This window comes from Leuconostoc sp. C5 (assembly GCF_056530425.1).
In genome coordinates this window covers 368,734-395,419 of the sequence record NZ_CP134351.1, presented here as the reverse complement: position 1 = coordinate 395,419, position 26,686 = coordinate 368,734, and the positions used below count along the sequence as shown (strand labels likewise).

Annotated in this window: 23 protein-coding genes and 1 tRNA gene; 9 read left to right on the top strand and 15 right to left on the bottom strand. The window is 38.0% G+C overall.

Annotated features, from left to right (window positions below):
- Positions 1 to 229: 229 nt before the first annotated feature.
- Entirely contained in the window at positions 230 to 1,285 is a 1,056-nt protein-coding gene (locus RHP56_RS02160) for a BMP family lipoprotein (RefSeq protein WP_011679286.1), read from the bottom strand.
- 173 nt (positions 1,286 to 1,458) lie between these two features.
- Between RHP56_RS02160 and RHP56_RS02155 the strand changes: the two genes are divergently transcribed.
- On the top strand, positions 1,459 to 2,436 hold the full coding sequence (locus tag RHP56_RS02155) for a sugar transferase (RefSeq protein ID WP_061514765.1): 978 nt from the start codon (positions 1,459 to 1,461) through the stop codon (positions 2,434 to 2,436).
- Between the two features lie 70 nt (positions 2,437 to 2,506).
- Here RHP56_RS02155 and RHP56_RS02150 read toward each other — a convergent pair whose 3' ends face one another.
- From RHP56_RS02150 to RHP56_RS02140, 3 genes are all read right to left on the bottom strand, one after another.
- Positions 2,507 to 2,953, bottom strand: coding sequence for a hypothetical protein (locus RHP56_RS02150; protein ID WP_014324321.1), 447 nt, complete (start codon positions 2,951 to 2,953; stop codon positions 2,507 to 2,509).
- 6 nt (positions 2,954 to 2,959) lie between these two features.
- The gene (locus RHP56_RS02145; RefSeq protein ID WP_025267782.1) at positions 2,960 to 5,623 is read right to left on the bottom strand and encodes a calcium-translocating P-type ATPase, PMCA-type; all 2,664 of its coding nucleotides are present in this window, start codon (positions 5,621 to 5,623) and stop codon (positions 2,960 to 2,962) included.
- A 271-nt stretch (positions 5,624 to 5,894) separates the two neighbouring features.
- The gene (locus RHP56_RS02140; protein WP_258984441.1) at positions 5,895 to 7,736 is read right to left on the bottom strand and encodes a DUF2207 domain-containing protein; all 1,842 of its coding nucleotides are present in this window, start codon (positions 7,734 to 7,736) and stop codon (positions 5,895 to 5,897) included.
- Positions 7,737 to 7,832: 96 nt separating this feature from the next.
- Between RHP56_RS02140 and RHP56_RS02135 the strand changes: the two genes are divergently transcribed.
- The 6 genes from RHP56_RS02135 to RHP56_RS02110 all read left to right on the top strand — a co-directional run bounded on the left by RHP56_RS02135 (position 7,833) and on the right by RHP56_RS02110 (position 13,812).
- On the top strand, positions 7,833 to 8,492 hold the full coding sequence (locus RHP56_RS02135) for a YoaK family protein (protein WP_011679281.1): 660 nt from the start codon (positions 7,833 to 7,835) through the stop codon (positions 8,490 to 8,492).
- A gap of 447 nt (positions 8,493 to 8,939) precedes the next feature.
- Positions 8,940 to 9,785 (top strand): MetQ/NlpA family ABC transporter substrate-binding protein, encoded by an 846-nt coding sequence (locus RHP56_RS02130; RefSeq protein WP_011679280.1) that lies wholly within the window; start codon positions 8,940 to 8,942, stop codon positions 9,783 to 9,785.
- Between the two features lie 27 nt (positions 9,786 to 9,812).
- Positions 9,813 to 10,655, top strand: coding sequence for a MetQ/NlpA family ABC transporter substrate-binding protein (locus RHP56_RS02125; RefSeq protein WP_011679279.1), 843 nt, complete (start codon positions 9,813 to 9,815; stop codon positions 10,653 to 10,655).
- A 51-nt stretch (positions 10,656 to 10,706) separates the two neighbouring features.
- Positions 10,707 to 12,038 carry a M20/M25/M40 family metallo-hydrolase gene (locus tag RHP56_RS02120; RefSeq protein ID WP_180970318.1) on the top strand — a complete coding sequence of 444 codons (1,332 nt, stop codon included), beginning with the start codon at positions 10,707 to 10,709 and terminating at the stop codon, positions 12,036 to 12,038.
- Positions 12,035 to 13,114: a methionine ABC transporter ATP-binding protein gene (locus tag RHP56_RS02115; RefSeq protein ID WP_011679278.1), complete on the top strand. Its 1,080-nt coding sequence runs from the start codon at positions 12,035 to 12,037 to the stop codon at positions 13,112 to 13,114. The genes RHP56_RS02120 and RHP56_RS02115 overlap by 4 nt, the downstream gene beginning before the upstream one ends.
- Before the next feature lie 2 nt (positions 13,115 to 13,116).
- Positions 13,117 to 13,812: a methionine ABC transporter permease gene (locus tag RHP56_RS02110; protein ID WP_004164688.1), complete on the top strand. Its 696-nt coding sequence runs from the start codon at positions 13,117 to 13,119 to the stop codon at positions 13,810 to 13,812.
- Between the two features lie 33 nt (positions 13,813 to 13,845).
- Here RHP56_RS02110 and RHP56_RS02105 read toward each other — a convergent pair whose 3' ends face one another.
- The 3 genes from RHP56_RS02105 to RHP56_RS02095 form a co-directional block, all read right to left on the bottom strand.
- Positions 13,846 to 14,544, bottom strand: a complete 699-nt coding sequence (locus RHP56_RS02105; RefSeq protein WP_011679277.1) for a GntR family transcriptional regulator — start codon at positions 14,542 to 14,544, stop codon at positions 13,846 to 13,848.
- Positions 14,545 to 14,548: 4 nt separating this feature from the next.
- Entirely contained in the window at positions 14,549 to 15,685 is a 1,137-nt protein-coding gene (gene nagA, locus RHP56_RS02100; protein WP_462794723.1) for an N-acetylglucosamine-6-phosphate deacetylase, read from the bottom strand.
- 140 nt (positions 15,686 to 15,825) lie between these two features.
- Positions 15,826 to 16,350 (bottom strand): phosphatidylglycerophosphatase A family protein, encoded by a 525-nt coding sequence (locus RHP56_RS02095; protein ID WP_004164692.1) that lies wholly within the window; start codon positions 16,348 to 16,350, stop codon positions 15,826 to 15,828.
- A gap of 98 nt (positions 16,351 to 16,448) precedes the next feature.
- On the opposite strand from RHP56_RS02095, the gene RHP56_RS02090 reads away from it, so the two are divergent.
- Positions 16,449 to 16,520 (top strand) — tRNA-Gln (locus tag RHP56_RS02090).
- A 45-nt stretch (positions 16,521 to 16,565) separates the two neighbouring features.
- Here the strand turns inward: RHP56_RS02090 and alr are convergent.
- Positions 16,566 to 17,687 (bottom strand): alanine racemase, encoded by a 1,122-nt coding sequence (gene alr, locus RHP56_RS02085; protein ID WP_462794722.1) that lies wholly within the window; start codon positions 17,685 to 17,687, stop codon positions 16,566 to 16,568.
- Between the two features lie 111 nt (positions 17,688 to 17,798).
- Positions 17,799 to 18,347 (bottom strand): TetR/AcrR family transcriptional regulator, encoded by a 549-nt coding sequence (locus RHP56_RS02080; RefSeq protein ID WP_011679274.1) that lies wholly within the window; start codon positions 18,345 to 18,347, stop codon positions 17,799 to 17,801.
- A 222-nt stretch (positions 18,348 to 18,569) separates the two neighbouring features.
- Between RHP56_RS02080 and RHP56_RS02075 the strand changes: the two genes are divergently transcribed.
- The gene (locus tag RHP56_RS02075) at positions 18,570 to 20,396 is read left to right on the top strand and encodes an MFS transporter (RefSeq protein ID WP_462794721.1); all 1,827 of its coding nucleotides are present in this window, start codon (positions 18,570 to 18,572) and stop codon (positions 20,394 to 20,396) included.
- Between the two features lie 32 nt (positions 20,397 to 20,428).
- On the opposite strand, the gene RHP56_RS02070 is transcribed toward RHP56_RS02075, so the two are convergent.
- The 6 genes from RHP56_RS02070 to RHP56_RS02045 form a co-directional block, all read right to left on the bottom strand.
- Positions 20,429 to 22,519: a DNA topoisomerase gene (locus RHP56_RS02070; RefSeq protein ID WP_462794720.1), complete on the bottom strand. Its 2,091-nt coding sequence runs from the start codon at positions 22,517 to 22,519 to the stop codon at positions 20,429 to 20,431.
- A gap of 133 nt (positions 22,520 to 22,652) precedes the next feature.
- A complete protein-coding gene (locus RHP56_RS02065; RefSeq protein WP_014324309.1) occupies positions 22,653 to 23,063 on the bottom strand; it encodes a DUF3021 domain-containing protein in 411 nt (136 codons plus the stop codon).
- On the bottom strand, positions 23,050 to 23,517 hold the full coding sequence (locus RHP56_RS02060) for a LytTR family DNA-binding domain-containing protein (RefSeq protein ID WP_011679270.1): 468 nt from the start codon (positions 23,515 to 23,517) through the stop codon (positions 23,050 to 23,052). Before RHP56_RS02060 ends, RHP56_RS02065 begins: the two co-directional genes overlap by 14 nt.
- Positions 23,495 to 24,223, bottom strand: a complete 729-nt coding sequence (locus tag RHP56_RS02055; protein ID WP_011679269.1) for a membrane protein — start codon at positions 24,221 to 24,223, stop codon at positions 23,495 to 23,497. The genes RHP56_RS02060 and RHP56_RS02055 overlap by 23 nt, the downstream gene beginning before the upstream one ends.
- Entirely contained in the window at positions 24,220 to 25,020 is an 801-nt protein-coding gene (locus RHP56_RS02050; protein ID WP_462794719.1) for an ATP-binding cassette domain-containing protein, read from the bottom strand. Before RHP56_RS02050 ends, RHP56_RS02055 begins: the two co-directional genes overlap by 4 nt.
- A gap of 119 nt (positions 25,021 to 25,139) precedes the next feature.
- The gene (locus RHP56_RS02045) at positions 25,140 to 26,588 is read right to left on the bottom strand and encodes an NCS2 family permease (RefSeq protein WP_462794718.1); all 1,449 of its coding nucleotides are present in this window, start codon (positions 26,586 to 26,588) and stop codon (positions 25,140 to 25,142) included.
- Positions 26,589 to 26,686 lie beyond the last annotated feature (98 nt).

Sequence of the window (26,686 nt, the reverse complement as noted above, 5' to 3'; positions counted from 1 at the left end):
TTGGTTAGACCAGATAATGTTAGATTTTAATCTAAAAGCATATAACAATTGATACTGAAATGCAGCTAACCTGTTTATGTCTTACGAAAAGTCATCTGTTTTTTAGAAATGTTATTAATCTGTATCCAATAAATTGTAGCAGAAACTGGCCTCTTTATTTTTGAGTTCAATATTACATCAAAAAAATTATCGACTTATTAATCGATAATTTTTACTTAGCTGTTCGTTTTTAAGGATGCACTGGCACAGTGATTTTCCCACTAATAATCTTCTTTTGTGCCGTCTGAACTGCTGACCAAACATCTTCTGAAGCTGAATCCTTTGATAAGCTTACCCCTTTTTGCTTCAGTCCATATGTAATGGTCTTTCCACCAGGGAACTTATCGTTTTTCGCCTTGTTTGCCACATCTTCAACCGCACTGTCAACGCGCTTAACTGCAGATACTAAAGTAAAGTTTGACGCTTTACCATCTTTATCTTTATAGTTGCCATCAGTTTTTTGATCACGATCGACACCGATGACCCAGACCTTTTTATCTGCATTTGCAGCTAACTTTTGGTTTTCTGCCTTGGCTTCGGCAAACACACCATTACCCGCGCCACCGGCAGCTTGGAAAATCACATCAGCACCATTCGCAACCATTGAAGCCGCGATTGTCTTTCCTTTAGCTGCATCTGTAAATGAATCTGTATATTGCGTAATGACCTTGATGCTGCTGTCTGTATCTTTCACACCAGCTTTAAAGCCAGCTTCAAAAGTGTCAATTGTGTCACTGTGAATACCGCCGACAAAACCAACGGTCTTTGACTTAGTTTGCTTTGCCGCAGCGACACCCGCCAAATAAGATGATTGTTCTGACTTGAATAGCAATGAAGCTACGTTTTTGTTGTTTACGACTGAATCAATAATCGCAAAATTAGTCTTAGAATTAGCCTTGGAAACACTAGTAACGGCAGGGGCGGCTGCGAATCCCACACCATATACTAATTTGTAACCACCCTTAACAGCAGTTTGCAAATTAGTTTTTATATCCGAAGTATCTGAACTTAGGAAATAATTATAACCACCTTTCCCTTGTTCGAGGTTGTTAGCCTTTCCATAGGCTTTCAATCCCTCCCATGCTGATTGGTTAAATGATCGGTCGTCAATACCACCGCCATCAGTAACCAAAGCTACAGCGTATCCTGTACTTTTAGTAGAAGACTTTTGCGTTGCGGCATAAATACCACCACCAATAACGACTACTGCTGCTACACCAATACCAATTTTTGCTGAACGTTGCATATCTTTTCTCCAAATATTCTTTATGCTCTTATTATCCGTTTTTTAAGCAGCTTTTTTCTTATAATTTGATTAAAAGTCTGTTTTATATCCGAATATTTAACGTTTTGTTATTTTATAGTTCGTTTTTTGACAAAAAACATTTAAAAATGTTCGGATTTTGATATAATCGTACTATGACAAACTTTATAACTCATACAATAGAACCCTGGATGCCACCAGGTGCTTTAAAAGCAAAAGCGGACTACGCAGCAATTGCCGCTGCAACTGGTTGGAAAATTTTACCTTTAGAACGCTATAACGATGGACGTTTTGACAGCGAAACACGTCAACAAAAGATTCGATCATGGCTAAATATGGTAAATCCGGGTGATCAGGTCATCCACCAATTTCCAACTTATATGAGCGCTGATTTTGAACTTGAACTTATCACGGCCTTGAGTAAACATCAGGCACAGAGCGCTCTATTGATTCATGATATTGAGCCCTTACGCTTGATTAAAACAGCGCCTTGGGAAATAAATGTGTTAAATAGCTACGACACCATTATCGTTCATTCGCAAGCAATGTATGATGAACTTAAGAAATTGGGTGTTCACGTACCTGCCATTATTCAACCTTTTTTTGATTATTTAGGTGACGTCACTAAAAAAGCTACTTTTAGTCACAAAATTAACTTTGCGGGTACTTTTCAAAAATCTCCGTGGCTTAAACATTATAATGGCCCCAAAATAGAGCTTTTTGGTTCAAGACCAAAGCGATGGGCTGACGTGACCTTTCCTTCAAACATTAACTATCGTGAAAACTTCGACCCTACCAGTATTTTAGATGCTTTTCATGATGGTTTTGGCTTATTATGGGATAGTGATTTTGAGGACAAAACATACCAAACCTACACACGATTCAATGCACCACACAAAGCTAGCCTATATTTGCGCGCTGGCTTGCCATTAATTGCTTGGAATCAAAGTGCAATTGGTCATTTAATCCTTCAATACAACCTAGGATTTGTTATTGACTCCTTGTCTGAGCTTGAGAGGATTTCTTCAATATCGGAAAAACAATATGCTAATTGGCAAAAAAATATTATTCCTTTGGCCAAGCAGCTAGAAAATGGTTATTTCACACAGCAAACACTTAAAAAATTAATGTAATAAAAAACGAGTAACTTACTGAGTAAGTTACTCGTTTTTCAAACCTTATATTAATAGCAAGTTACCGTTCTTAACGACCGGCACCCATCATAATTTTTGAAACATTTGCTTGTATTTTGCCAAGATAAAGTTCCTGGTCTTCCTCTGATTTAACGTATAATACGTCATCTACTGTCTGATCGGCAACATTTAATGCCTCGCTCATCATATTGGTTGCTCCAGCATAGGCACTATAATTTTTAGCCAATGATTTATGCAATCCCAACAAACGAACAGGTGCTTGAACCGTATTTAAAATTTGAGCATTCTTTTGATATGCTGCTACAGCGTCTTCAAATTCTGCTTTGATTTCGGCGAATTCTGCTGCAGGGATATCTGCAACAGCATTCGCTTCTTTTGCATCATCTAACTTTGTAAAAAATGGTGCTACACGATCAGCAGTGTCTTGAGTTATTGTTAATACTTCTTGCAATGTTTGTACGTAAACTTGTGCTTGTTTGGGGTTGAATTTTGCCAATGTTGTTTATCCTTTTTTGAAAATTGATCTCTGTATCAATTTTACCAGTTCTACGATGACAATGATACTCATTCCAGCCACTAACACAATAGCCCATTGATAACCATCCAAATGTGATACGTGGAAAAGTGGGTTCAAACCCGGAATAACAACAACTGCAGCCATTACTAAGACAGATCCTAACAATGCCCAGTTAAACATTTTGTTTTGGAAAGCTTGCGGCCCAATCATTGAGCCATAGACAGATTTTACGTTAATAGCATTAAACATTTGCATTAAACCAAGCGTCATAAATGCCATTGTCAAGGCATCTTGGTGCGCCAAATGTACTTCTGGATGAACAGGAGCTGCTAACGCAAACCCATATACACTTAACACAATTACAGCTTGCAAAATCCCTTGCCAAATAATTGCTGGTCCAACACCACCTGATAAGAAGCTAGCACCACGACCTCTGGGCTTATTCTTCATAATACCTTTTTCAGCCGGTTCAATACCTAATGCAATAGCTGGCAAAGTATCTGTTACTAAGTTAATCCATAAAATCATGATTGGTGCCAATATATTCCAGCCCAACAATGTCATAACGAAAATTGCAATAACTTCAGCTAAGTTTGAGGCCAATAAGTATTGCAAAGCCTTTTGTATGTTGGCAAAGACCTTACGTCCTTCTTCAACGGCATGAACGATCGTAGCAAAGTTATCATCAGCCAAAACCATGTCAGAAGCACCCTTGGATACTTCTGTACCGGTGATACCCATGGCAATACCAATATCAGCTGTCTTCAAGGCTGGGGCATCATTAACACCGTCTCCTGTCATGGCAACGACTTTGCCCTTCTTTTGCCAAGCATTAACAATTTTAACCTTATGCTCAGGCGCTACTCGTGCATAAACATTATATTTATCAACATTTTGTGCAAATTGCTCTTCGCTCATTGCATCTAAATCAGATCCTGAAATAACAGCTGTTTCTTTATCCGCTTCATCCAATATACCCAATCGAATAGCAATAGCTGCTGCTGTATCTCGATGGTCACCAGTAATCATCATTGGACGAATACCAGCTGCTTTAGCTTCTGCAACGGCTTGTGCAACTTCAGGACGTTCTGGATCAATCATGCCAACGAATCCGGTAAATACTAGTTCCTGCTCAACCGTTTCTGTATCCAGATTGCCAGGTATTTGGTCAACTGTCTTATAAGCAAAACCAAGTACACGAAGAGCTTGCGTTGCTAACTCTGAGTTAATCGACAAGAGCTTTGCTCGAATGTCATCAGATAATGGCTTAATTTCACCATTAATCTCAATTCGTGTCGCACGCTTAAGTAATTCATCAGGTGCGCCTTTGACAGTTATAATATAGCCAGTCGGTGCCGGATGAACAGTTGACATTAATTTACGTTCTGAATCAAACGGAATCTCGGCCACACGTGGCATTTCTGTAAACAGCTTATCTAAATCACGCCCATGATTTTCATTAAAAGCAATCAAAGCTGTTTCTGTAGGATCACCGATAAAACCATTTTCAGTTCGCTTTGTATCGTTATTTAAAGCCAGAATATCTGCTAAGCGAGCGTAAGTTCCCGTCAATTCTTCAGTAGTAGCAGCATCAGAAATTTCAGTATTGACGACTAATTTCTCCACAGTCATCTTGTTTTGTGTCAAGGTACCTGTTTTATCAGATCCGATAATATCTGTAGAGCCTAGCGTTTCTACCGCAGGTAGTTTACGAACTAGTGCATGACGAGCGGCCATACGCGTTGTTCCTAATGCTAAGGTTATTGTTACAATGGCAGGTAATCCTTCTGGAATTGCCGCCACCGCTAGAGAAATGGAGGTCAACAACATGTCAATAATTGTTTCCTTACCACGTGCTAGACCAACGATGAAAGTGACCACAGCAATACCGAGAATCAAATAAGTTAATACTTGTCCCAACTTAGCCAAGTTTGCTTGCAATGGTGTCTTAGTTTCATCCGTTGCTTCTAACATGCCAGCAATATGACCAATCTCAGTTTGCATACCAGTACCTGTGACGACACCAACACCACGACCATAAGTCACATTAGTGTTCATGAATCCCAAGTTTGTACGATCACCGAGGGGCAAATCTGTCTCTTGCAGTGTTTCCGCACTCTTATTGATTGGCACAGATTCACCGGTCAGCGATGCCTCTTCAACCTGCAAGGACGCAGATTCAATCAAACGTACATCAGCTGGTACAATATCTCCAGCTTCCAAACGAACAATATCACCGACTACTAATTCTGTGGACTTAATTGAAGTTTCTTTACCATCACGAATTACACTAGCATTTGGTGTCGACATTTCTTTTAGGGCATTAATCGCATCCTCAGCTTTAGCTTCTTGGAAAACACCAAAAATGGCGTTAATAATAACAATAGCTAAAATGAAAATTGCATCAACCACTTCTCCAGTAAATGCGGCAACAATGGCGGCGGCCAACAGAATAGCAATCATCAAGTCCTTAAATTGATTAATAAATTTTTGGACTAAATTCGTTGACTTAGCTTCATTCAATTGATTAGCGCCATTTTGCTCAAGACGCTTATTAGCTTCAGAACTCGAAAGCCCCTTACTAGCATCCGTCTGCAAATGAGATAACACTTCTGTGTTATCTTGATTATAGAGTGGCTTATCTGCCATGTTGAATATCTCCTTATTCTTTCAAATAAATTTCCAAGTTTTTACCAACAAAAGAAAAAACTCATGTAAACACAAATAAAAGTGTGTTTACATGAGTCTCACTGTTTAATGCTAAACCGGCGCAATAAAGCGCGATATAAAACATTGCTGTTTTGCTTTGACGATTCAGCCACGATCATTCCGTCAGTTACTCCCTCAGAAATTAACTTATGCTTATAGTATAACAAATTTTTCTAAGTACGTGTCATTTTTGTTTGAAAATTTTATCATTTTAGAAAGCACCATCACTGCCGCCCCCCGCACCTCCTGATGAGCCAGCGGAAAATCCCCCACCGTCGCCATTCACATTATTATCGACGTGAAAAGCACCGTCATTTTCAATATTATAAATCAAGCTCTCGCTCCAGTCATCGCCATATAACATGATTGGCACAAAAATTATAGAATCATCTGTATCAACCTTTTGTGACCAAACTTTCATTTGTTTTGCGACATTTTTTGCCTCGCCAAATATGATAGCATAGGCCAACAACTTATCCCAAAGTTGTACGTCCAAAACCGTTTTATTCTCTAAATGAGCAATATCGTGTAACATTTTGGCAAATCCATCCCACTGCCATTTTTCCTGAAAGCCATCAGGAACCTTATAAAATATTGCTGGTTTAATACTAAAAATAAGAACTAATATGACAACAATAATTTCCGTAAAAATAACATACCACATGGACCATGCTTGTGTACTATAAGCAAAAATTCCTAACAAAAAAGTAGATATTATTGTACTAATAATTAGGGCTAGCGTTAGAAAAAATTGCTGACTTTTTATTTTGTTAGTCAGTACATGGTCAATTATTGAAGCCTGCTTTTCAGCTTCCTTTAGTGCTTTTGTAAAAGAACTGATATCTTTTTTAATCCGATTTGACACCCCTGATTCTGGCTGCTTAAATTCGGCATGTACAACCGCTCTACGATACTTACCAAAAATCATATTAATGAAAACTAATTCAAATGGCTGTAAATTCGTTTCATCCAAAACTGAATAGGTTATGTCATCTTGCTTTTGAATATCGTCATATGTCATTGCAATTTTGCGACGGGCAATCAAATCGAGCAGTGTTGCAATAATAAGTTTCGCATTTGTAACTGATTTAGCAATTCGTTCGCTGACCAGCGCTGGTCCAATATCATTTGGTATATCAAAGATATGGACAATGTCACCAGTTACACCGCTCTGTTGTCGCGCGCTTTGTAATAGCTTTCGTCGTTGGATAGTTTTTAGCATAATAATGAATACGAGTATCATAATAACAATTGGAGAAACAATGAATCCAATTACTTTCTTTATCTGTAGGGATTTCTTATTTTTTAACGCAATCGCTTTTTCTTGCTTTTGAATATAGGCAGCACGGTTACCTGACTGCTTATTCGTATTCAACGGTGTCTGGCTGGTATCAAAATAAGTATGGACTTCGACGGTATCATCGGGGCCAATTTTCTTGCTGTTAACTGTTATGTTCGCCTGTTTCTTATTCACAAGAACATGTCCCACCGACCGCCCATGTACCCAAGCCTTTAAAGTTGATGCTGGTTGATTAGGTAGTGCAAATTCCAAACGTAATTTTTCGATGGCAACGTCCCTAGTTCCTATAGGTAACCAGTTTATCTCAGCAATATCATCCCAATTTACCACGACACCTTTTAAAGTGTAATGATAAAACATTGTCAACTGATCATTCTCTTGGACTGGATAATATATTTTTTCTTGAACCTGCTGACTAGTTTTTGTTTCAACATAACCATAACTACTATCACCCTGACGAGGTAAAATAGTCTGCTTTTCCCCGTTGTTATGGCTAACCTCAATTGAAGTTAATCCTCCCCACTGTAACGATTGTGAAGCAGTTCCTTTTTTAAGTGATTCTTTAAAATACACACCGTTCATCTCATCATCAAAATGATAAGTGACCTTTTTAGTAATACGCGCATCCCCGTTGGCATCAATTCGTACAACCTCATTTAAATCAGTAATACGATAATCGCCATCTGCGGAAACCGTTAAGACACCCATCATGGCAAACAAAAATGTAAATACTACTATCTTCAATTTTATCAATTAACTTCCCCTCTCCAAATGGTAGTATCAGTATATCTATTTTTTACTAGTATTAGCAAATCAGGCGTGTTAAAATAATATTTTTTAGGAGATATTATGATATTGAAGAATAAAAATCCAATGCAAGAACGATTGCGTATTGGTCTACTGCTCGTCATGAATTCGGGTTTTATCGACTCGTACACATTTGAATACCACCACGAACGATTTGCTAGCTTACAAACTGGAAATATTATCCAAGCAGGATTCCACCTTGCCCAAGGACACTGGAAAGCAACCTTATTTTTTGTTATCCCAATCATTTTTTTCGTGCTTGGGGCTGCATTTAATACTGTATTAAATCATTTTGTTCCAGCCGGCAAATTATCCTTACAACAGCACAGTATTTTGATCGAATTTATTGGTATTGCAATGATTGGTGTCTTTAATCATCACCTAGCTAGTACGGTCATCATATCGGCACTATCCTTTCTATTAGCAATGCAATTGGACTCATTTCCAAAATTACGTGGTCTACCTTTCACAAGCGTTATGTCAACTGGTAATTTACGTAATGTGGGTACCAATCTCGTAAAATACTTTATTAACCGTGACCATATTTTTCTACATAATGCATGGGTATTTTCAATATTAGTTGTCTTTTTCATGGTTGGTGCCTTCTCTTCTGCTGTTCTTTCTGGTATCTTTGGCACTTTCGCACTACTTGGTTCCAGCATAATTATGTTTGTTGTTTTCTTGTTATTATTCAAGAATTAAATAAAACATTTGACAAATAAATATAATCTAGTTATTATAGGCTATAACGATTTTTAAAACGAAAACAAATTGAACAGAAAAGTAGCAATTTATCGAAGCTAAGAAAGCTGACGGTTGATGAGAGCCAGCGTGAGTGCGATTGTGAAAATGACCTGTGATTGGTGTATGCGAATCGGTTTACCGTTAAGCATACAACGACTTGGCCCCCGTTACCGGGCACACCATTCGGCTAGGATCATCTCCCGATGCCTGATGGTTAGTGAGCAAATATTTGGTAACAAATATCTACAACTCAGAATGGTAACACGCTATTTTTTAGCCGTTTCTGTATCTATGACTATGATATGGAAACGGCTTTTTTGAACTCATCAAAACTGTTTCGTTCTGTTGTTTGTTTTAAAAATCCGTTTTGCACGTTATTTGGGAATATTGAGGAGAATATATATTATGAGTAAAAAAACCAAATGGCTTATTGGTGGTGCTGCAGTGATTGTAATTGCTGGTGCCGCTTACGCCAGCTTTGGGCAGCACTCAAAAACATCGTCAAAAACAGTAACCATCGGCATAATGTCTGGCTCTAAACAAGACCAAGCCATTTGGAATACTGTTAAGAAAACTGCTAAAGATAAATATGGCATTACAATTAAATTCAAAGAATTTACAGATTATTCACAACCAAACAAAGCCTTGGCTGCAGGCGACATTGATCTTAACGCCTTCCAGCATTATGCATTCTTAAAGGCGTCAAATAAAGCAACCGGTAATAAAATTGTTTCAATCGGCGACACGGTTATTTCACCTATCCGATTGTATTCTAAAACATACACCAAGGTTTCTCAGTTCAAAAGTGGTGACACAATCGCCGTACCAAATGATCCATCAAATGAAAGCCGGTCACTGTATGTTTTAAAATCTGCTGGATTAATTGATTTAAAAAATGGTCTGACGACTGCAACAGTTAAAGACATCACAAAAAATCCTAAAAATTTGAAAATTAAAGAATTAGCTGCCGATCAAACAGCTCGTACCTTATCTGACATCCAAGGCGCAGTAATCAACGGTACTTATGCAGATTCAGCTAAATTGGACTATAAAAAAGCTATTTTCGTTGAACCAATCAACAAGAATTCACATCAATGGGTTAACATTATTGCCGCAAACAGCAAAGATAAAGACAATAAAACTTATAAACAAGTTGTGAAGGCTTACCAAACAGATGCCGTTAAGAAAGCCATTAATAAGCAATATGATGGTGTTGAACTACCTGCTTGGGATAAAGATTTTTCAAAATAAGAATGAGATACTAAGGGAGAATTTATTATGAGTAAGAAAAAGAACTATATTATCGCTGGTGTTGCCGTTGTCGTTATCGCTGGTGCGGCCTACCTGTCATTTGGTGGACAAGGAAAAACAGAATCTAAGACCGTTACTATTGGTGTAATGGCTGGATCAAAAGCGGAAGATGAAATCTGGGCTTCCACTATTAAAACTGCCAAAGATAAGTACGGCATTACTTTGAAAACAAAGAAATTCACTGACTATTCACAACCGAACAAAGCCTTAGCGGATGGTGACATTGATCTGAATGCTTTCCAAAACTATCCTTTTTTGAAGAACTGGAACAAGACCTACAAGACCAACATTGTTTCTATTGGAGACACTTGGACAACACCACTTCGTATATACTCAACATCATATAAGAAGATCTCTGAATTTAAGTCTGGTGACCAAATTTTGGTAGCTAACGATGTCACTAACGAAAACCGTGGTATTCATCTTTTGGCTGAAGCAGGACTAATTAAGATTAAAGATACTGACACAGCTACACCAAAAGATATTACATCAAATCCTAAAAACTTGACTATTACGCCGGTTGATGCTTCGCAAACCGCTAAATCGTTAGATGATTCAAAAGTTGCTGGTGCCGTGGTGAACACCAATTACGCCGTATCAGCTAACTTAGATGTCAATTCAGCCATTTACGTGGAAGGTTTGAATAAGGAAACTGAACAATACTTCAACTTCATCGCTGCCAATAAGAAAGACAAAGACAACGAGACTTACAAAAAGGTCGTGAAGTCATTGCAAACTGATAAGACAAAGAAACTAGTTAAAAAATATTACGGTTCAGCGGAAGTTACAGTTTGGGACTATAACAAGTAAAGACATGCGCCTCGGCGCGTACATAATTTCTGTGGAAGGTAATAAATGAACATGAGCTCTAATCAAAAATATCTAAATTTACTCCGCGATTTAGTTGCACTACCCAGTGTTTCGGCAACTCATCGCTGTTTACCCGAAGCAGCTCAACTATTGGCGACAACTTTTCGTGAATTAGGTGCTCAAGTAACCTATGATGATACTTATTTTGCGCCATTCGTATTAGCGCAATTTAGGAGCAGCGTCCCTGATGCTCAGACGCTAGTTATCTATAATCACTATGATGTACAACCGGTAGAACCAATATCATTGTGGCAAACGGATCCTTGGACACTTTCTGAACATGACGGTAAATTATACGGACGCGGAACTGATGATGACAAAGGAAACATCACTGCCCGCTTGACAGCTATTGAAGATTACTTAACTGAACACGAAGGTCACTTACCAGTAAATATCACTTTTATTATTGAAGGTTCTGAAGAATCATCCTCTCAGCACTTGGATGAATACTTAAGTAAGTATCAAGATCAACTATTCGCAGATTTAGTTATTTGGGAATCAGGCGGAAAAAACGTGCATGATGTGGTGGAGATTTTTGGTGGTAACAAGGGTATCGTAACATTCAATGTTGATGTAAAAACAGCAAAGACCGATCTTCATTCATCTTTAGCTGGTGTCGTAGATTCTGCTGCTTGGCGTCTGACCCAAGCTTTAGCAACCCTATTTGATAGAGAAGGTCACATTGCTGTCCCAGGATTCTATGACGATGTAGCCATCCCTAATCAACGAGAAAAAGAACTGGTTAGAAGTCTTCCTACAACAAGAGACACATTGATTCAACAACATGGTCTAACCTCGCCACTTTTAAGTGATAAAACTGGCGATGACCTAAAAGAAACATTATATTTTCAACCAACATTAAATATAGAAGGTATTCAAAGTGGCTATTTAGGTGACGGTGTAAAAACTGTTTTGCCTGCTGTTGCCTCTGCTAAACTTGAAGCACGTTTAGTTCCTAATATGGATCCTGACAAAACCTTGCAACAAATTAAACAGCATTTCCAAAATGAAGGATTTTCTGATATCGTGGTAACTAAGACGTTAGGTCAACCAGGATATCGCAGTGACATGTCGGATCCCGAAATTTTGCGTGTTATTGATATCACTGAAAAGTATTATCATCAGCATCCAGTTATTATGCCAACGTCACCCGGTACTGGCCCAATGTATTACATTCACGAAGCATTGAACGCACCCATAGCTAGCTTGGGTGTAGGATACGCACATACATTAGACCATGCACCCAATGAAAATATCCGATTAACAGATTATAATCAACATATTGCTGTAATCAAAGAACTAATTAGGAGTTATGAAAAATGACAGAACCAATCATTGAACTAAAAAATATCGATGTCACTTTCCATCAAAAAAAGCGCACCATAGAAGCTGTCAAAAACGTTTCCATCAATATTGAACGTGGTGATGTTTACGGTATCGTAGGCTATTCTGGTGCTGGAAAGTCAACACTTGTACGTGTAATTAACTTACTACAAGAACCAACTAGTGGTTCTGTAACTGTTAATGGAGAAACTTTTTTTCAGGCTGATAGTCAGGATGCTAAAAAAACACGCATTGGCACAAATGACTTGCGTGTTCGCCGTCGAAAGATTGGAATGATTTTCCAACATTTCAATTTATTAAATGAACGAACAGTCACAGAAAATGTTGCCTTCGCACTGCAACACAGTAAATTAAAAGACGATGAAAAGAAAGCTAAAGTGGCTGAGCTACTCGAATTAGTTGATCTATCTGATCGTGCAGAACAATACCCTTCACAACTTTCTGGTGGTCAAAAACAACGTGTCGCTATCGCTCGTGCGTTAGCCAATGATCCTGAAATTTTAATTTCTGATGAAGCAACTTCCGCATTGGATCCTAGAACAACGAATCAAATTTTGGCCCTATTAAAAAAGCTAAACCAGGAATTTGGTTTAACAATTGTATTAATTACGCACGAAATGCAGGCCGTCAAGGAAGTTGCAAATAAAGTGGCTGTGATGCAAAATGGTGAAATCATTGAACGCGGCTCACTTTTGGAAATATTTGCCCAGCCAAAGCAACAGTTGACACGAGAATTTATTGAAACAGCTACAAATATTGATAAAGCCATTGAAACAATTAGGCACGAACCACTAGTTAATGAGTTAAAAGAAGGCGAAATTTTTGCTCGTTTATCATATGTTGGTGAAACAACTGATGAACCATTAATCGCTAGTTTGTTCCGTGATTTCAATGTTACGGCAAACATTCTGTATGGTAATATCGAAGTCTTGCAGGATACACCAGTTGGATCTTTGCTTGTTATTTTGTCAGGTGAACCCACGCAAGTGCAAACAGCCCTATCTACATTACATGATCATCATGTTGAAGTTACAATTCTTAAAGGAGGCAACTAATTATGAGTCAATGGTTTACAAATACATTCCCTAACGTTGTTTATCAAGGTTGGAGCGGCGATACTGGTTGGTGGACATCAATTATTCAAACGCTGTATATGACTTTTTGGTCAGCTATTTTTGGTGGCATACTTGGGCTAATTTTTGGTCTTGGATTAATCATTACTGCACCCAACGGTATTGCACCGAACAAAGCTTCATTTTGGATTTTTGATAAGGTCGTGTCCCTTTTCCGTGCTATTCCATTTATTATTTTGCTGGCCTTTATCGCACCATTTACAAAGCTCCTCATTGGTACTCAAATTGGTACCACAGCTGCTTTAGTGCCATTATCATTGGGTGTATTCCCTTTCTATGCGCGTCAAATACAGGTAGCCTTGAGCGAAGTTGACAGCGGAATTGTTGAAGCTGCTCAGTCAGTGGGTTCATCATTTTGGGATATTGTCTTTGGCGTTTATTTACGGGAAGGCCTTTCAGAAATCATTCGTGTATCGACTGTGACTTTAATTAGTCTGATTGGTTTAACTGCCATGGCTGGTGCCATTGGTGCTGGTGGTCTAGGTAATATGGCCATTTCATACGGATACAATCGTTTTGCAACTGACACAACTTTGGTCGCTACACTGCTTGTCTTAATATTGGTGTTAACTGTTCAAGTTACCGGTGACTTCCTGGCTAAGAAGTTTAATCATAAATAAAAAAAGATGGTTGATCATAGATCGACCATCTTTTTATCTTGTTAAAGTAAATTCGAAACGCTCACCTACATAATATGATCGCACATATTCAAACGGCGTATCATGTTGATCATATGAGACCTGTCGCACAGATAAAATTGGATCACCTCTTTTTATCTGTAATAATTCCGACAATCTTTCATTTGCTAACGTGGCCGTAATTGTTTGTTCAGCATGTCCAGGGTATACCCCCGCTGATGCTAATGTGGCGTACAATGATTCTGTCAATGCGCCACGAGTGAATGACTCAATTAATTGGACTGGCAAGGTTGTACGTTCTAGTAAAATAGGTTCATCATCCCCCAAACGTAAACGCTCCATGATCAATACTTTATCTGTACTATCCAGTTGCAAATGCTCAATTTCCGAAGCGGATGGCGTCGTGGTCTTATAGCTAACCGTCACCGTATGCGGCGTTCGACCTGTAGCTGCCATTAATTCTGTAAAACTAGTGACACCCAGGGCACGTTCAGAAACCTTCTGTTCAGCGACGTAAGTGCCTGATCCTACTTTACGCTCCAATATGCCTTCGTCAACCAATGTTTGAACTGCTTGGCGTAATGTCATACGCGACACGTTAAATTCAAGTGCCAAATCTCTTTCAGCAGGTAAACGTTCTTGTGATCGCCACTCACCAGCTTCGATACGTGACAATATTTGATTGTGAATTTCAATATATCGAGGTTTAGCCATTGTTTTACCGTGCAAAACGGCGACCAAGTGAATACGTCGCCTCTAAATGCAATTCCTTGTCAAAAATGTTAAAGTCAGCATCCTTCCCTTCGGATAAGTTGCCTTTTTGGGTTAGTCCAAACTCACGTGCTTGGTTAACTGAACTCATTTGCACTGCATCATTAATATCAGCACTTGTGAATTTTTGAATGTTGGTGAACGCATCATCATAAGCCAGTACAGAACCAGCCAAGTGACCATTATCTAAGCGCGCTTGCTTATCTTTAACAGTAACTTTTTGTCCGCCAAGTTCAGATATACCATTTCCTAATCCTTCAGCTCGCATGGAATCTGTTACTAGTTCTAATTTTTGAGCGCCTTTGATTCTAAAAGCTAATTGTAACATGTCAGGTACAATATGAAAACCATCAGCGATTAATTCACCAGTAATTGCGTCCTCTAGCATAGCATGTCCTGTAACACCAGGTTCACGATGTTGTAATGGCCTTTGGGCATTATACAAATGAGTAATATGTGTTGCACGCGAGTGTACCAATTGTGCTCGTGTCGCGTTAGAATGTCCAATTGATGGAATAATGTTATGCTGTAGCATAAATTCTTCAAAATCAGGAATACCGCCATTTTCTGGCGCATAGGTCACTAATCGAATACGTTCGCCTGAAAGTGCATACCATTTTTTCAGAAGTTCTGTGTTTGGATCAATAATATATTCTTCAGGCTGTGCACCCATGAAGACTTTGTTAATAAAAGGTCCTTCCAAATGAATCCCCTGAATAACCGGATTAGTTTTGGCGACTTGATCAATGTTTTTTAAAGCACGTTCAATATTTTCTGGTGACTGTGTAATTGTTGTTGGGAATAGTGATGTAATGCCTTCCGTAACCATCTTATTAATCATGGCGTTTAACTTTTCGGGATCACCATCCATCGTGTCTAATCCATAACCGCCATGTTTATGAACATCAATAAACCCTGGAACAATTATCTTTCCTGATGCCTCATTAATCAATTCGTCATCAGCTTTTTCCTTGAAGTCAATCATGTAACCGACTTCCTCAACCGTATCTGTAAAACGCATGAAGGCATCTTCCATATGTTGATACCCTGTGTAAAGATCAATGTTTTTAATTAGTTTTGCCATAATATTTCGTACGCGAAGTGAAGTCACCACGCAGCACATTCCTCCTCAATCTTGCCTCTACAACGATAATAATGAAGTCTATAATTATAGTATAATTGGTCTAGACCTATTATGCAAATTTAACTACAAAAAAATAACGCCTAAGCGTTATCTTGGTTTGGTAGAACAGAATCAACTCTACCGGTCGCATACTTGTGCGCAACCTTAGATGCTGCAGCTGCGGCCAGTGCGCCCACAATATCATCTGCAAACGTTGTTACCGCTTCAGAAGTTTTTCCTTTACGATCTAATTCGCCGACAAGGCCAACTTTTGTTTTATCAATGTAACCATAGTTTGTGACACCAATTGTATCAAAGGACATTGCAATTGCTGTACCGATAGTTTCATCAACACCAAAAAGCCCATCATCATTTTCAACCAAATCTTGCAATGGTGCTTCTAGCAAATGAGCTTCGGCCAAACGATCAAGTTCTAAACCAACCCATACCTGGTGCTGAACAACTCGCTTATGTAAGATACTTTCAACTGCATCTTCTACTTGTTCAATTGTTAATCCTTCGACATACGATTGCTCATTGTTAAAGGCTATTCGCGCGATATCTGAAATCGTAATATGATGCGCAGCTAACTTTGCGACTGTATTTTCATATGTTGCATATTGCATAGTATTCCCCCTTAAAGTATTTTAACCAGTATAACGAATTTATCTCCTAATTTCCACTTGCAAATTGATAACAAATTCTGTAAAATATATAAAGTAATTGCCCCTTGGCCAAGCGGTAAGGCGGTGGCTTCTGGTGCCACTACGCGCTGGTTCGAATCCAGCAGGGGCAATAATTTTAAAAGGTGAACGACTTGATGTCGTTCACCTTTTTCTTTTTATGAAACAATTATTCGTTGCAATCTCGGTGCAAAATCATTCATTAACGCCACAATACTACTTTGTGTATGCTCAGCCAAATCCTGCATCGTTATACTTTGATCACCAACACGACCAATTAAGGTCACCGTAGTGCCAACTGCAACTGGATTAGTAACAAAGATCATTGATTGATCCATGGCTACGCCCCCCACAATATGACCAATTTGTCCATCCGCAACCAGAGCGCGCATGCCACTCCCATTGAACGGATAACCGTCAGAATGTCCAATTGGAATAGTAATCAAATACCCATCATTTGGTGCATGATATTCTGCCCCATAGCCGACCGCATCACCTTTTTTCAGCGGCTTGCTGTTAACAACCTTAGCTTTCAATGATAAAGCTGGTATCAACTCGAATGGCATCGACATTATTGGGACAGAACCATTAATGCCAAATAATCCAATACCCAAACGAACAATATCCGTATTAATTTTTTTGGGATACCAAGTAGCAATACCCGTATTCGCAAAATGCTTTTCATTTGGTTCTACTGGTAAATCATGTGTCAAGCGCTGCCATTCAGAAATTTGAAAATCCACATAGCCAACATTTGGTGTATCTGCAGTAGCAAAATGCGTCCACATACTTTGAAAAATGAGTGTATCTTGCGCTGATACCTCTTGAATTGCTGCCACTAAATCTTCACGACTTTTAAAACCAATACGGTTTAAGCCCGTGTCAACGGGTAACGATACCTTTAATGTCAATCCTGTACCAGCTAACTGTTCAGCTGCTGCTTTTATTGACTCCTTAGTACTAAAAGCTAGCGTAATATTACGTTCAGCAGCCAATCGCGCATAGCGTGGATCTGTTAATCCGAGTACATCAATTGGTTGTATATAGCCCAAATCACGTAATATCAAAGCTTCATCGAGCATGGCCATGCCAAAGCGGGTAGCCCCAGCTGTAATACTCAAAGAGGCCATCTCAGGTAATCCATGCGAAAAAGCATTAGCTTTCAAAACAGCCATAATCTCTTTGGCATGCGTGTTCTCTTTAATCACTTTTAAATTATGCACAACTGCTGATTGCGACAACTCAATTACAGCATGTCGATGTGGTGCATTATAGTTCATTCATTTTCACACTTTCATTTTATAAATAATTTCTCATGTAATTCTCTTAATTATACAATAACACAAGAATTTTATAAAACTGTATGTTGATGTGTATTCTTTCCTAATTTTTTATAAGGAATTAAACGATTGGATTAGTATTTTGGCAACTTCCGTTATTTCAATCTTTTCACGATCAAATTCAAGCCATTCCCCGTATACGTTCCATAAGCCGCCAACCCCGTACCTTGTTGTATATATTATTTCACGACTATTCACCTCTTTTTGAATATGCCAAGGCGCAGAAATAGTCGCGTACAACTCAGGGATCATTTTGTTAAACTCACTTAACACATAGGTGAATAAACCGTTCTTTTGTAATATAAACAACTCGTGATCATACTGACCCCAATAATTAAAAAAATAAACGATAAACTCTTTGAAATTTGCTAATTTTTTTGAGCGTAAGTCATTACCATACTGCTCAATTAGGATATCAATGTATTCCGTCAAAATATCTTCTTTAGAGGCATAGTAGCGGTAAAATGTTCTCCTTGATATTCCTGATCGTTTACTAATATCTGAAATGGTAATTGATTTAATATCTTCTACTTCATCCAATAACTCCAAGAATGCACTCCGCACCCATTCTCTTGTTTGCAACGACATTCGGTTATTCATCAAGTTCCTCCTATATTTGACACAAATCTTTTAATCTGTGTAACTAGTTACAATTTTATTTCAGCGCTTCTATTTCATTTTTTTAAGCCTATACTATATGTTGTTGGCACAATTGTGACATGAATACACTTCTGTGTCAAGCGTCACTACAATTGTACACTTTTATAACGATGCACAAAAAGGAGAAAACAAGGTGAATAAAAATAGTAGGAGAATTTTAAGATGATTAAATCAACAAAACGTTTGGGATTCATTGGTCTGACAATCGCCGTGTTTATGGGGACATTAGACAGCACCATAGTCAATATTGCTTTACCAAAACTAATGACGACATTCAATACTAATTTGGCAGGAGTTAGTTGGGTTGCTACTACCTACACGCTTGCCTTAGCCGTTTTTATGATTACAGCGACAAAATTAGGCGACAAATTTGGTCGAAAAAAACTCATGATTATTGGTTTACTTCTTTTCGCAGGATCTTCGGCAGCTTGCATGTTTGCCCCCTCACTCATGTATCTTTTAGTTTTTAGATCTTTTCAAGGATTGGGTGGCGCAATAATTACACCACTGGTATTGCCCATGGGCGTTGAACTCTTTGGTAAACAACACATGTCAAAAATTGCGGCAATTGTAGGTGCCATTACTGCCCTTGCGGCAGCTGGTGGCCCTGCTGCTGGTGGCTTTATTTTGGAATATATGTCTTGGCACTGGATATTTGGCCTTAATGTACCGATTGGCCTAATATCTCTACTACTAGTACTGCTCTTTACAAAAGAGTCTTTTGATGAAACACTTGTTGGTCATTTCGATATTTCTGGCATGCTTTTTTTAACCATATCATTAACAGGAATTACTTTTGGTTTACTTGAAGGCCGTGAGTACGGTTGGACATCAACGCTTATTTTGTCAAGCTTTTTAGCTGGCATCATCGGGTTAATCACGTTTATTCTGATAGAACTAAAAGTTAGTTCACCCATTGTCGAACTTAATCTTTTTCGTGAAAAAACATTCACTTCATCTTGTATTATTTATTTCGCGACTGGATTTGTGCTAGTCGCCCCAGCTGTTATTTTTAATTATTATCTACAAAATGTACTCAACTATGATGCTTTGCATGCTGCTTTAATGATTATACCCGTTTCGTTAGCTATTGCTGTGACAATGCCCCTAGCTACACGTTTATCTGATAGAATCAGTGCTATCCCTGTAAACTTGATTGGTATGCTACTTATAGCTGGTAGCCTACTATTATTCTCATTTATAACTACAACAACACCAAAAAGAGTAATGATTGTTTTCTCGATTATTATCGGTTCAGGATTCGGTTTCTCTACGGTTTCTTTTGTTTCTTCCGTCAGGCACTTACCAAAATCAAAAACTGGCATTGGCTCTGGTATTACGAATGCTTCCCGCCAAATTGGTACTTGTCTGGGAATTGCCGTATTAGTTACTGTCCTCAATACTAATATATCAACAGCCAAGTCTCATATACAAAATCATTCCGTAGCCATAATCAATCGAAAAAACTTATCTCCAAATGTTAAAAATACTGCAGAATCCGGAATCAGGCAGATTTTTTCAAGCAATGATCAAAAAAATGTCAACTATACGTCGCGACAAAAACAATTTACTAAACAATTAAAGCATGCTGCTTTAAACAAAAATAACCTGCCCCGACCTAAAAAAGGCACAGACTACCGAAAGCTATATGATGCCACATTTAAAATTAGTGAGGGAAATCAAAAAATCAATGATTCTTTACAAAAATTAGCGGGCACAACCACAACAAATAAAGTGTTAAACAACAGTATTATTGCGCTATCTGATGGTACCTTAACTTTACTAAATGGTCAAAAAAACATATTAGAAGCCATTAAATTGCTGGCTCAAAGGGATGAATTGAAAAGTACTTTATCAGAAATTAAAAAGGAAAAAAATACATCCCTAAGCCATGCATTCAGTAAAACCTATGTCATATGTGCTTTCTTATTACTACTTTGCTCTCCTATCGCTTTGTTGTCAGATAAACGTAAAAAGAAAACACATTAATAAACAAAAAAGCATAATCAACCCTATGTTGACTATGCTTTTTTTGTTTTTGGGTTCAACTTAAAACCATAAAAAGTATTCCCCTTAAAAGTTTGTTTCGCCATTTTTCCAACAGCCGTGTATGATTTGCCACGTTTAGACTTAGCTGGAAAGCTGACTTCTGATCCAGTCAGTAGCTTTTGCAGTTCTTCATCTGTAAAAACGTGCCCACTCCATTCGCGAGCAAAGGTAATTTCCTGTCCTTGCCAGATACCGGTCATTTTTTCAGATGTTTTACGTGGCTTTTTTATACTTGGTTTGGGCTTACCAAGCAATGTTTCAAGTGTCTGCGCATTGTCTAACATAATCGGCATATCGTGTTCAACTACTTTTGTCGCTGAATCCAGTACTTGAACCATCGTCATTTCAAATCGGCCGACTTGGTCCATCATTTCGAATAAACGCTTTGTGATTTTTGGTGAAGCAATCCAAGTATCTTTTACCATGATTGCAGATACATTTCCAGTTTCCGTCAAACCTAATTTACCACGCTTTTCAGTTAACATGGCTTTGGTGCCACGAGACATTTCAGATAGTGTTGATACGCGCGTCGCACCAGTTCCAACGTTATGCTTTTCTAAAAACGCCATAATCCATTTGGTCGTCGGTACCTGTGGCTTTGGATTCGCACCTTCATGTAAATATGGCATTGCTTGCGGACCTAATTGGCCACTAATTGACTCCTCTTCTTCACCTTCTTCAACCTTAATAGCTTTTTGTGAATCATAGACTAACTTAAAGTTTAGCTTAATTGGGATGTTGAAGGCTGTCTTGAATTCCGGATAATCTTTCAAATTAGCCGTAACATGGTCATAAACGTAATCTTCTGCTAACATCGCTAAGTAGTTTTTAGCCAAAACTTCATAAATCGCTGGTCCACTAGAGCCAAATTTTGCTAAAGATTGCGTAGTTTGTGGCACATTCTCACCAGGACGATTGGCACCGTGTGCCCCTTGTGACTTAACATGTGTTTTTCGTGGTGAACGGTGTGTTAGTAAATTCTTATCAACACCAACGACGCCTGCAATTTGATCAATCAACGGCAATAACTCATTAAATTGTTCCGGCGTCACTGTCTTATCCTCTGTACGCGGATAAGACACGATCTGTGCTTCATACATTTTTTGATAGGTACTTAATACTTCTTTGGAAGAAAACCCACGAGGTGCCAATATAGAAGCCAATCCTGCTAAATCTAACAGCTTACCGGGTGCTTGTGTACGTGTTTGGTGTTTTTCATTAATAACTTCAGTTTCATGATAATTGTTAAAATCGACTTTTGCTTGTTCTTTTGTTGCAAAACGCCAAGGAATTACCTCTCCCTGCGGTGTCACTCGTCCAAAAATATGCCCCGCTGGATCTTTAAACTTCACTTCAAAATATGGCGTTTTAATATAATTTTTAATAGCTGCAAGTTGTTGATAAATACGCCAAACAATAACAGATTTCAACCGACCTTCACGCGCGACCACTTTAAATCCTTCTTTTTTAGCGGCGGTAGTTGCAATTCGCGTAAGTTGCATAGACGCAAAATCCCAGCGGTTACGACTTTCACCCTTTACATACTCCCCATCCGCCATTTTAACGGAAACATTTCGTAATTGGTGCATGGCTTTTTGAATGCCGGACACTGACTCATCCATAAAATTAGCCCGTAATACCTGTCCACGCCAGCCAATTGCGTCTAATGCTTCCCAAGCGAGTAGTTCCCCTTCTCCGGAAGGATCTGTATCAGTTGCGATTACAATCGCATCGTACCCTGATTTGGACTCCTTTTTCAATTCATCAATAAGTTTTTTGGTTGATTCAATCTTTCCTGTACGAATATTACGTTGGCGAATATAAGTCCGTGCCCAAGAAAAATCTTCTAAATTCCATGGTAAATGTTTCACCAACCAAGATTTATATTGCTTTTTTAAATCTTCAGCCACCATCTCTTCAGGATCTTTTAAGGTCATAACATGACCACGTAAATTCGTAATTTTATATGTAAAATCACTAAAAACTCCTGTTTTTCCACCAAGCGCTTTCGTAAAATTGGCTGCCGCTGAAGGTTTTTCAGTTAAAATAAGGTAGTTTGGCATAAGGAATATTTTTAATCTTTCTTAAAGTTGACCTATTCTATTTTAACAGATTACAAGTTAATCCGCGAAGACGGTCAACTAGAAAATTAAACCATGAATGTATAACCAATATAAAAAGCAATTCAACATCGCATTAATTTGTTGAATCACTTTTTTTCGGCTTATTTTTTTGCAATTGCTCATTAATACGGCGCGCATTATCTCTGCCTTGTTTCCTAAAATAGATAAAAATAATGACATAAGTAATCACAAATGTTGGTATATTAGTAAACGTAATCACTGCACTTCCAAACGTTAACCAAATGAAAAATCCATATGTCAACATCTCCAAAATGAAATGGCTAATGAGCTGTGTAATAAACGTTATCTTGTCATACTCAAATATGAGAGATAATAAGCCCATAATTGCGCTCATGGTCATTAACAGACCAAATTGCTTCATCGATGGTGTTGCATGATTTAAGGTAAACGATAATAGAGAGATAAATGATCCAACGCCAATGCCAACTAATAGATATACAATTGCCTCTTTAAAATGCTTCATCTTCTGCGTTCCCTTCTAATCTTTTTAGAATACCTTTGATAAACCGTCTAGATACGGTTACTCGAGCCTGGTTGGTCAAAAAAGCGTAATAATTACCGGAAAACGCAGATTCCATCTTCGACAAATAAGATAAGTTCATTACTTCTGATTTGGAAATTTGCACGAAATCAGATTTTTGGTTTTCTTCCAAAAACCTTTTTAACGTTTTTCTAGTTGTGATTTTGTGATTATTTTTGAGTGTAAAAGTTAAATCATTTCCATAACTTTCAACTAAAATAATATCTTCTTTATCTACAACACGAATATTGTCAGCTGTTTTGATAGCAAGCTGTCGTGAAGGTGTGTTTCTAGATTTAAGATACTGCGCAATATCTGCTAATTGCTCAATATCACTACCTGAAATAACAACTTGAACATCTTTCAATTTATCATCAATATTGATGTTTATTTCCATTTTTATTTCTCACAATCACTTTCAAAATCACACCCAGAATACCTAATAAAATAAGTAGATATAGACCTATTTTACCAGATATATAATCAGTGTCATTAAGATGATTGGTATAATTGGTGACAAATAATTTGATTGGCAAATAATCTCCTAACTTACCGACATCCATATTACCCATAATTCCTGAAATAATCATGATAGCAAAATAGCTAATCATGGAAATACCATAGACACGGGAAAATTTCTTCAAAATCGTTGTCAGGATAAAAACAATGATGAAATATACTGCTGTATTTAATATTTGAAATATTGCCATTTGACCGATGATTACTGCATTTGGCAGAGGCAAATTAAAATGTGATAGAAAAATCCACGAGTAGATGATGCTTGATAATAGAACAAACACTGTTAGTGCCATAAATTTGTGTAAGGCTTGTGAAACGCGCGAATAACCGAAAAGTTCGGCACGCAATGTAAAACCTTGCTCGACTTCTTGTGAAAATAATGAACTAAAACCAACAAATACCATCGAAAGCGGTATCGTACAAAAAAAGCCCAGGTAAAGTTGGTTCAAAGCTTGCGGTACGTTAGCATAGCTATTGCCAAACACTAATGCCATCATTGGTGCAAACGCAAACCCAAAAAATAATGTAATGATATTGCCTAATAAATTTTGAAATTCAAAGACTAACTTCCTTTTTTTAATCATGCCCGCTGTCCCTTCATAATTTCCGTATAAACTAATTCAATATCGCTTTGTGTCCGCCTAAAGTCATCCCCATCATCAATCAGTCGACGTGCGACCTTGTATTCATCTTCTGGTTGTTGGACTTTGATGCTTTTTTCAGTATGATTGTCTACTATAAAAGCAGAATAACCTATATACTGCTTAAACAAATTTTTGGGTTCATCAAAAGCTTTTACTTGTCCATCATGAATAACTAGAAGTTTATCAGCTAACGCTTCAATTTCTTGTGCGTAGTGCGTGACCATCAGAACAGTCGTCTGGTGTTGCTTAAAATAGATTTTCAATTGACTAATTAGTGCTTGCCGACTTTCAAAATCAAGTCCCGTCGTCATTTCATCCAAAAATAGTAATTCTGGTTCTTGATAAAGTACCATAATCAAGCTCATTCGTTGTTTTTGTCCACCAGATAAGTTTTTAAAATGAAGTGATAGTTGGTCACTAAAATCAAAAAAATCAATTAACTCAGTTAATTTTTTATCTCGCTTAATACGCGTGTTCAGCATGCCTTCTATCATTTTTTGATTTGTCATCGTATCAACGTAGTGCTGTTCCTGCATTAAGATGCCAACATCATCGGTATCAATTCTCACCTGACCCTTAAAAGGAATTAACCCGAGACAGCTATTAACTAACGTTGATTTCCCTGAGCCAGATTTACCCATTACTCCTATAATCTCACCCTTATTGATGGATAGTTTTGGCACCGTTAAGGCAACTTTTCTTCCATAAGACACACTTAAATTTTTTATGTTTAACATATATTATCACCCTTCTAATATTGGCTTTATTGTAGCAATTGAGGGCATAAAAAAACCGCTTTTGTGATAAGCGGTTGAATACAAGTAATGAAAATACCTGTTAATATAATTCACTGACATTACATAAATGCAAGTACAGCAAAGTTAAGCAAGAAGAATGCAGATACGATTAATAACACTGGTGAGACTTCCTTAAACTTTCCTAAAGCAAATTTCACGATAATAAAGAAAATGAAACCAGCAGCGATACCATAAGAAATTGAATAACTAAAGGCCATAAACACAGAAGTAAAGAAAGCAGGTAACGCAACTTCTAATGATTCCCATGAAATTTTCTTAAATTCGCCCATCATCATAATACCCACCAAAATAAGTAGTGGAGATGTAGCTGCTGTTGGCACAACACCAACCAAAGGAGCAAATAAGATCATTAAGGCAAATCCTGCAGCTGTTACGACATTGGCCAAGCCTGTTCTTGCTCCGGCTGCAACCCCTGATGCTGATTCAATGAAGGTTGTCGTATTTGATGTACCAACAATACCAGCAAATGCTGTTGTAAATGTATCAACAACTAGCGCACGATCCATTTTAGAGTTAAAGCCATTACTAGACTCAAATGACTTCTGATCTTCCTTTGAAAAAATGCCCGTTTGATTACCGATACCAATTAATGTGCCAATAGCGTCAAATAATCCGGTTAGGCCCATAGCAAAAATCGTAACTAACGCTAATGACGCATGATGCCAGTTATTAAATAAGCTGCCCAATCCTTGAGCACCTAATGATTGACCAAACACCTGCCCCAATTCACCGAAGGCATGGCTAACTGAGGTTCCAGCCCCAATATGCGTATTCGTAACACCCATTGGAATACCGATTAATGTGGTCACTATCAATGATATAAGGAATGCGCCAGGCACCTTTCGCATCACCAACACAACCAAAATAACAAAACCAATTAATGCTAATAAGGTACTAGCGTTGTTGAATTTAGTCAATTCTGGTGTTACACCACCATTGGCCAAGATGCTATTTACCGCACCATGTACTTCTCCAGTGAACGGTTTGCCATTTAGCGTCATAATATTGCTAGGATCAACAATAAAATTGATAAAACCGGCGTTTTTCAACCCTATATAAGTAACGAACAACCCAATTCCACCACCAATAGCCGCTTTTAATTCAGTTGGAATACCCTTAACAATTGCACGGCGACCATGTGTCAACGTAATGACAATATCCACTACACCAATTAAAAATACGATAGCCAATGCTTGCTGCCAGGTAAATCCGAAGCCAAACACGATAGTATACGTGAAGTATGCTTGCATGCCGATACCTGGTGCCAAAGCAAACGGTACATTAGCAAACAAGCCCATAAACAATGTACCAAAAACTGCTACTAGAATAGCCGCTAAAAATACGGCTTGTGTTGGCACACCAGCTTGCCCTAGAATTTGAGGGTTCAAAAAGAAAATATAGGCCATTGATACAAATGTCGTAATCCCAGCAATGATTTCACGACGGACAGTAGTTTTATTTTCTTTCAATTGAAATAATTTTTCCATTATTCTCTCCTATACAATTATGTAACTCATCAGCCTATTTGTATGAATACATCAATGGAAAATAAAAAATTGACGCACGAGTGGCTATCAATTAAATA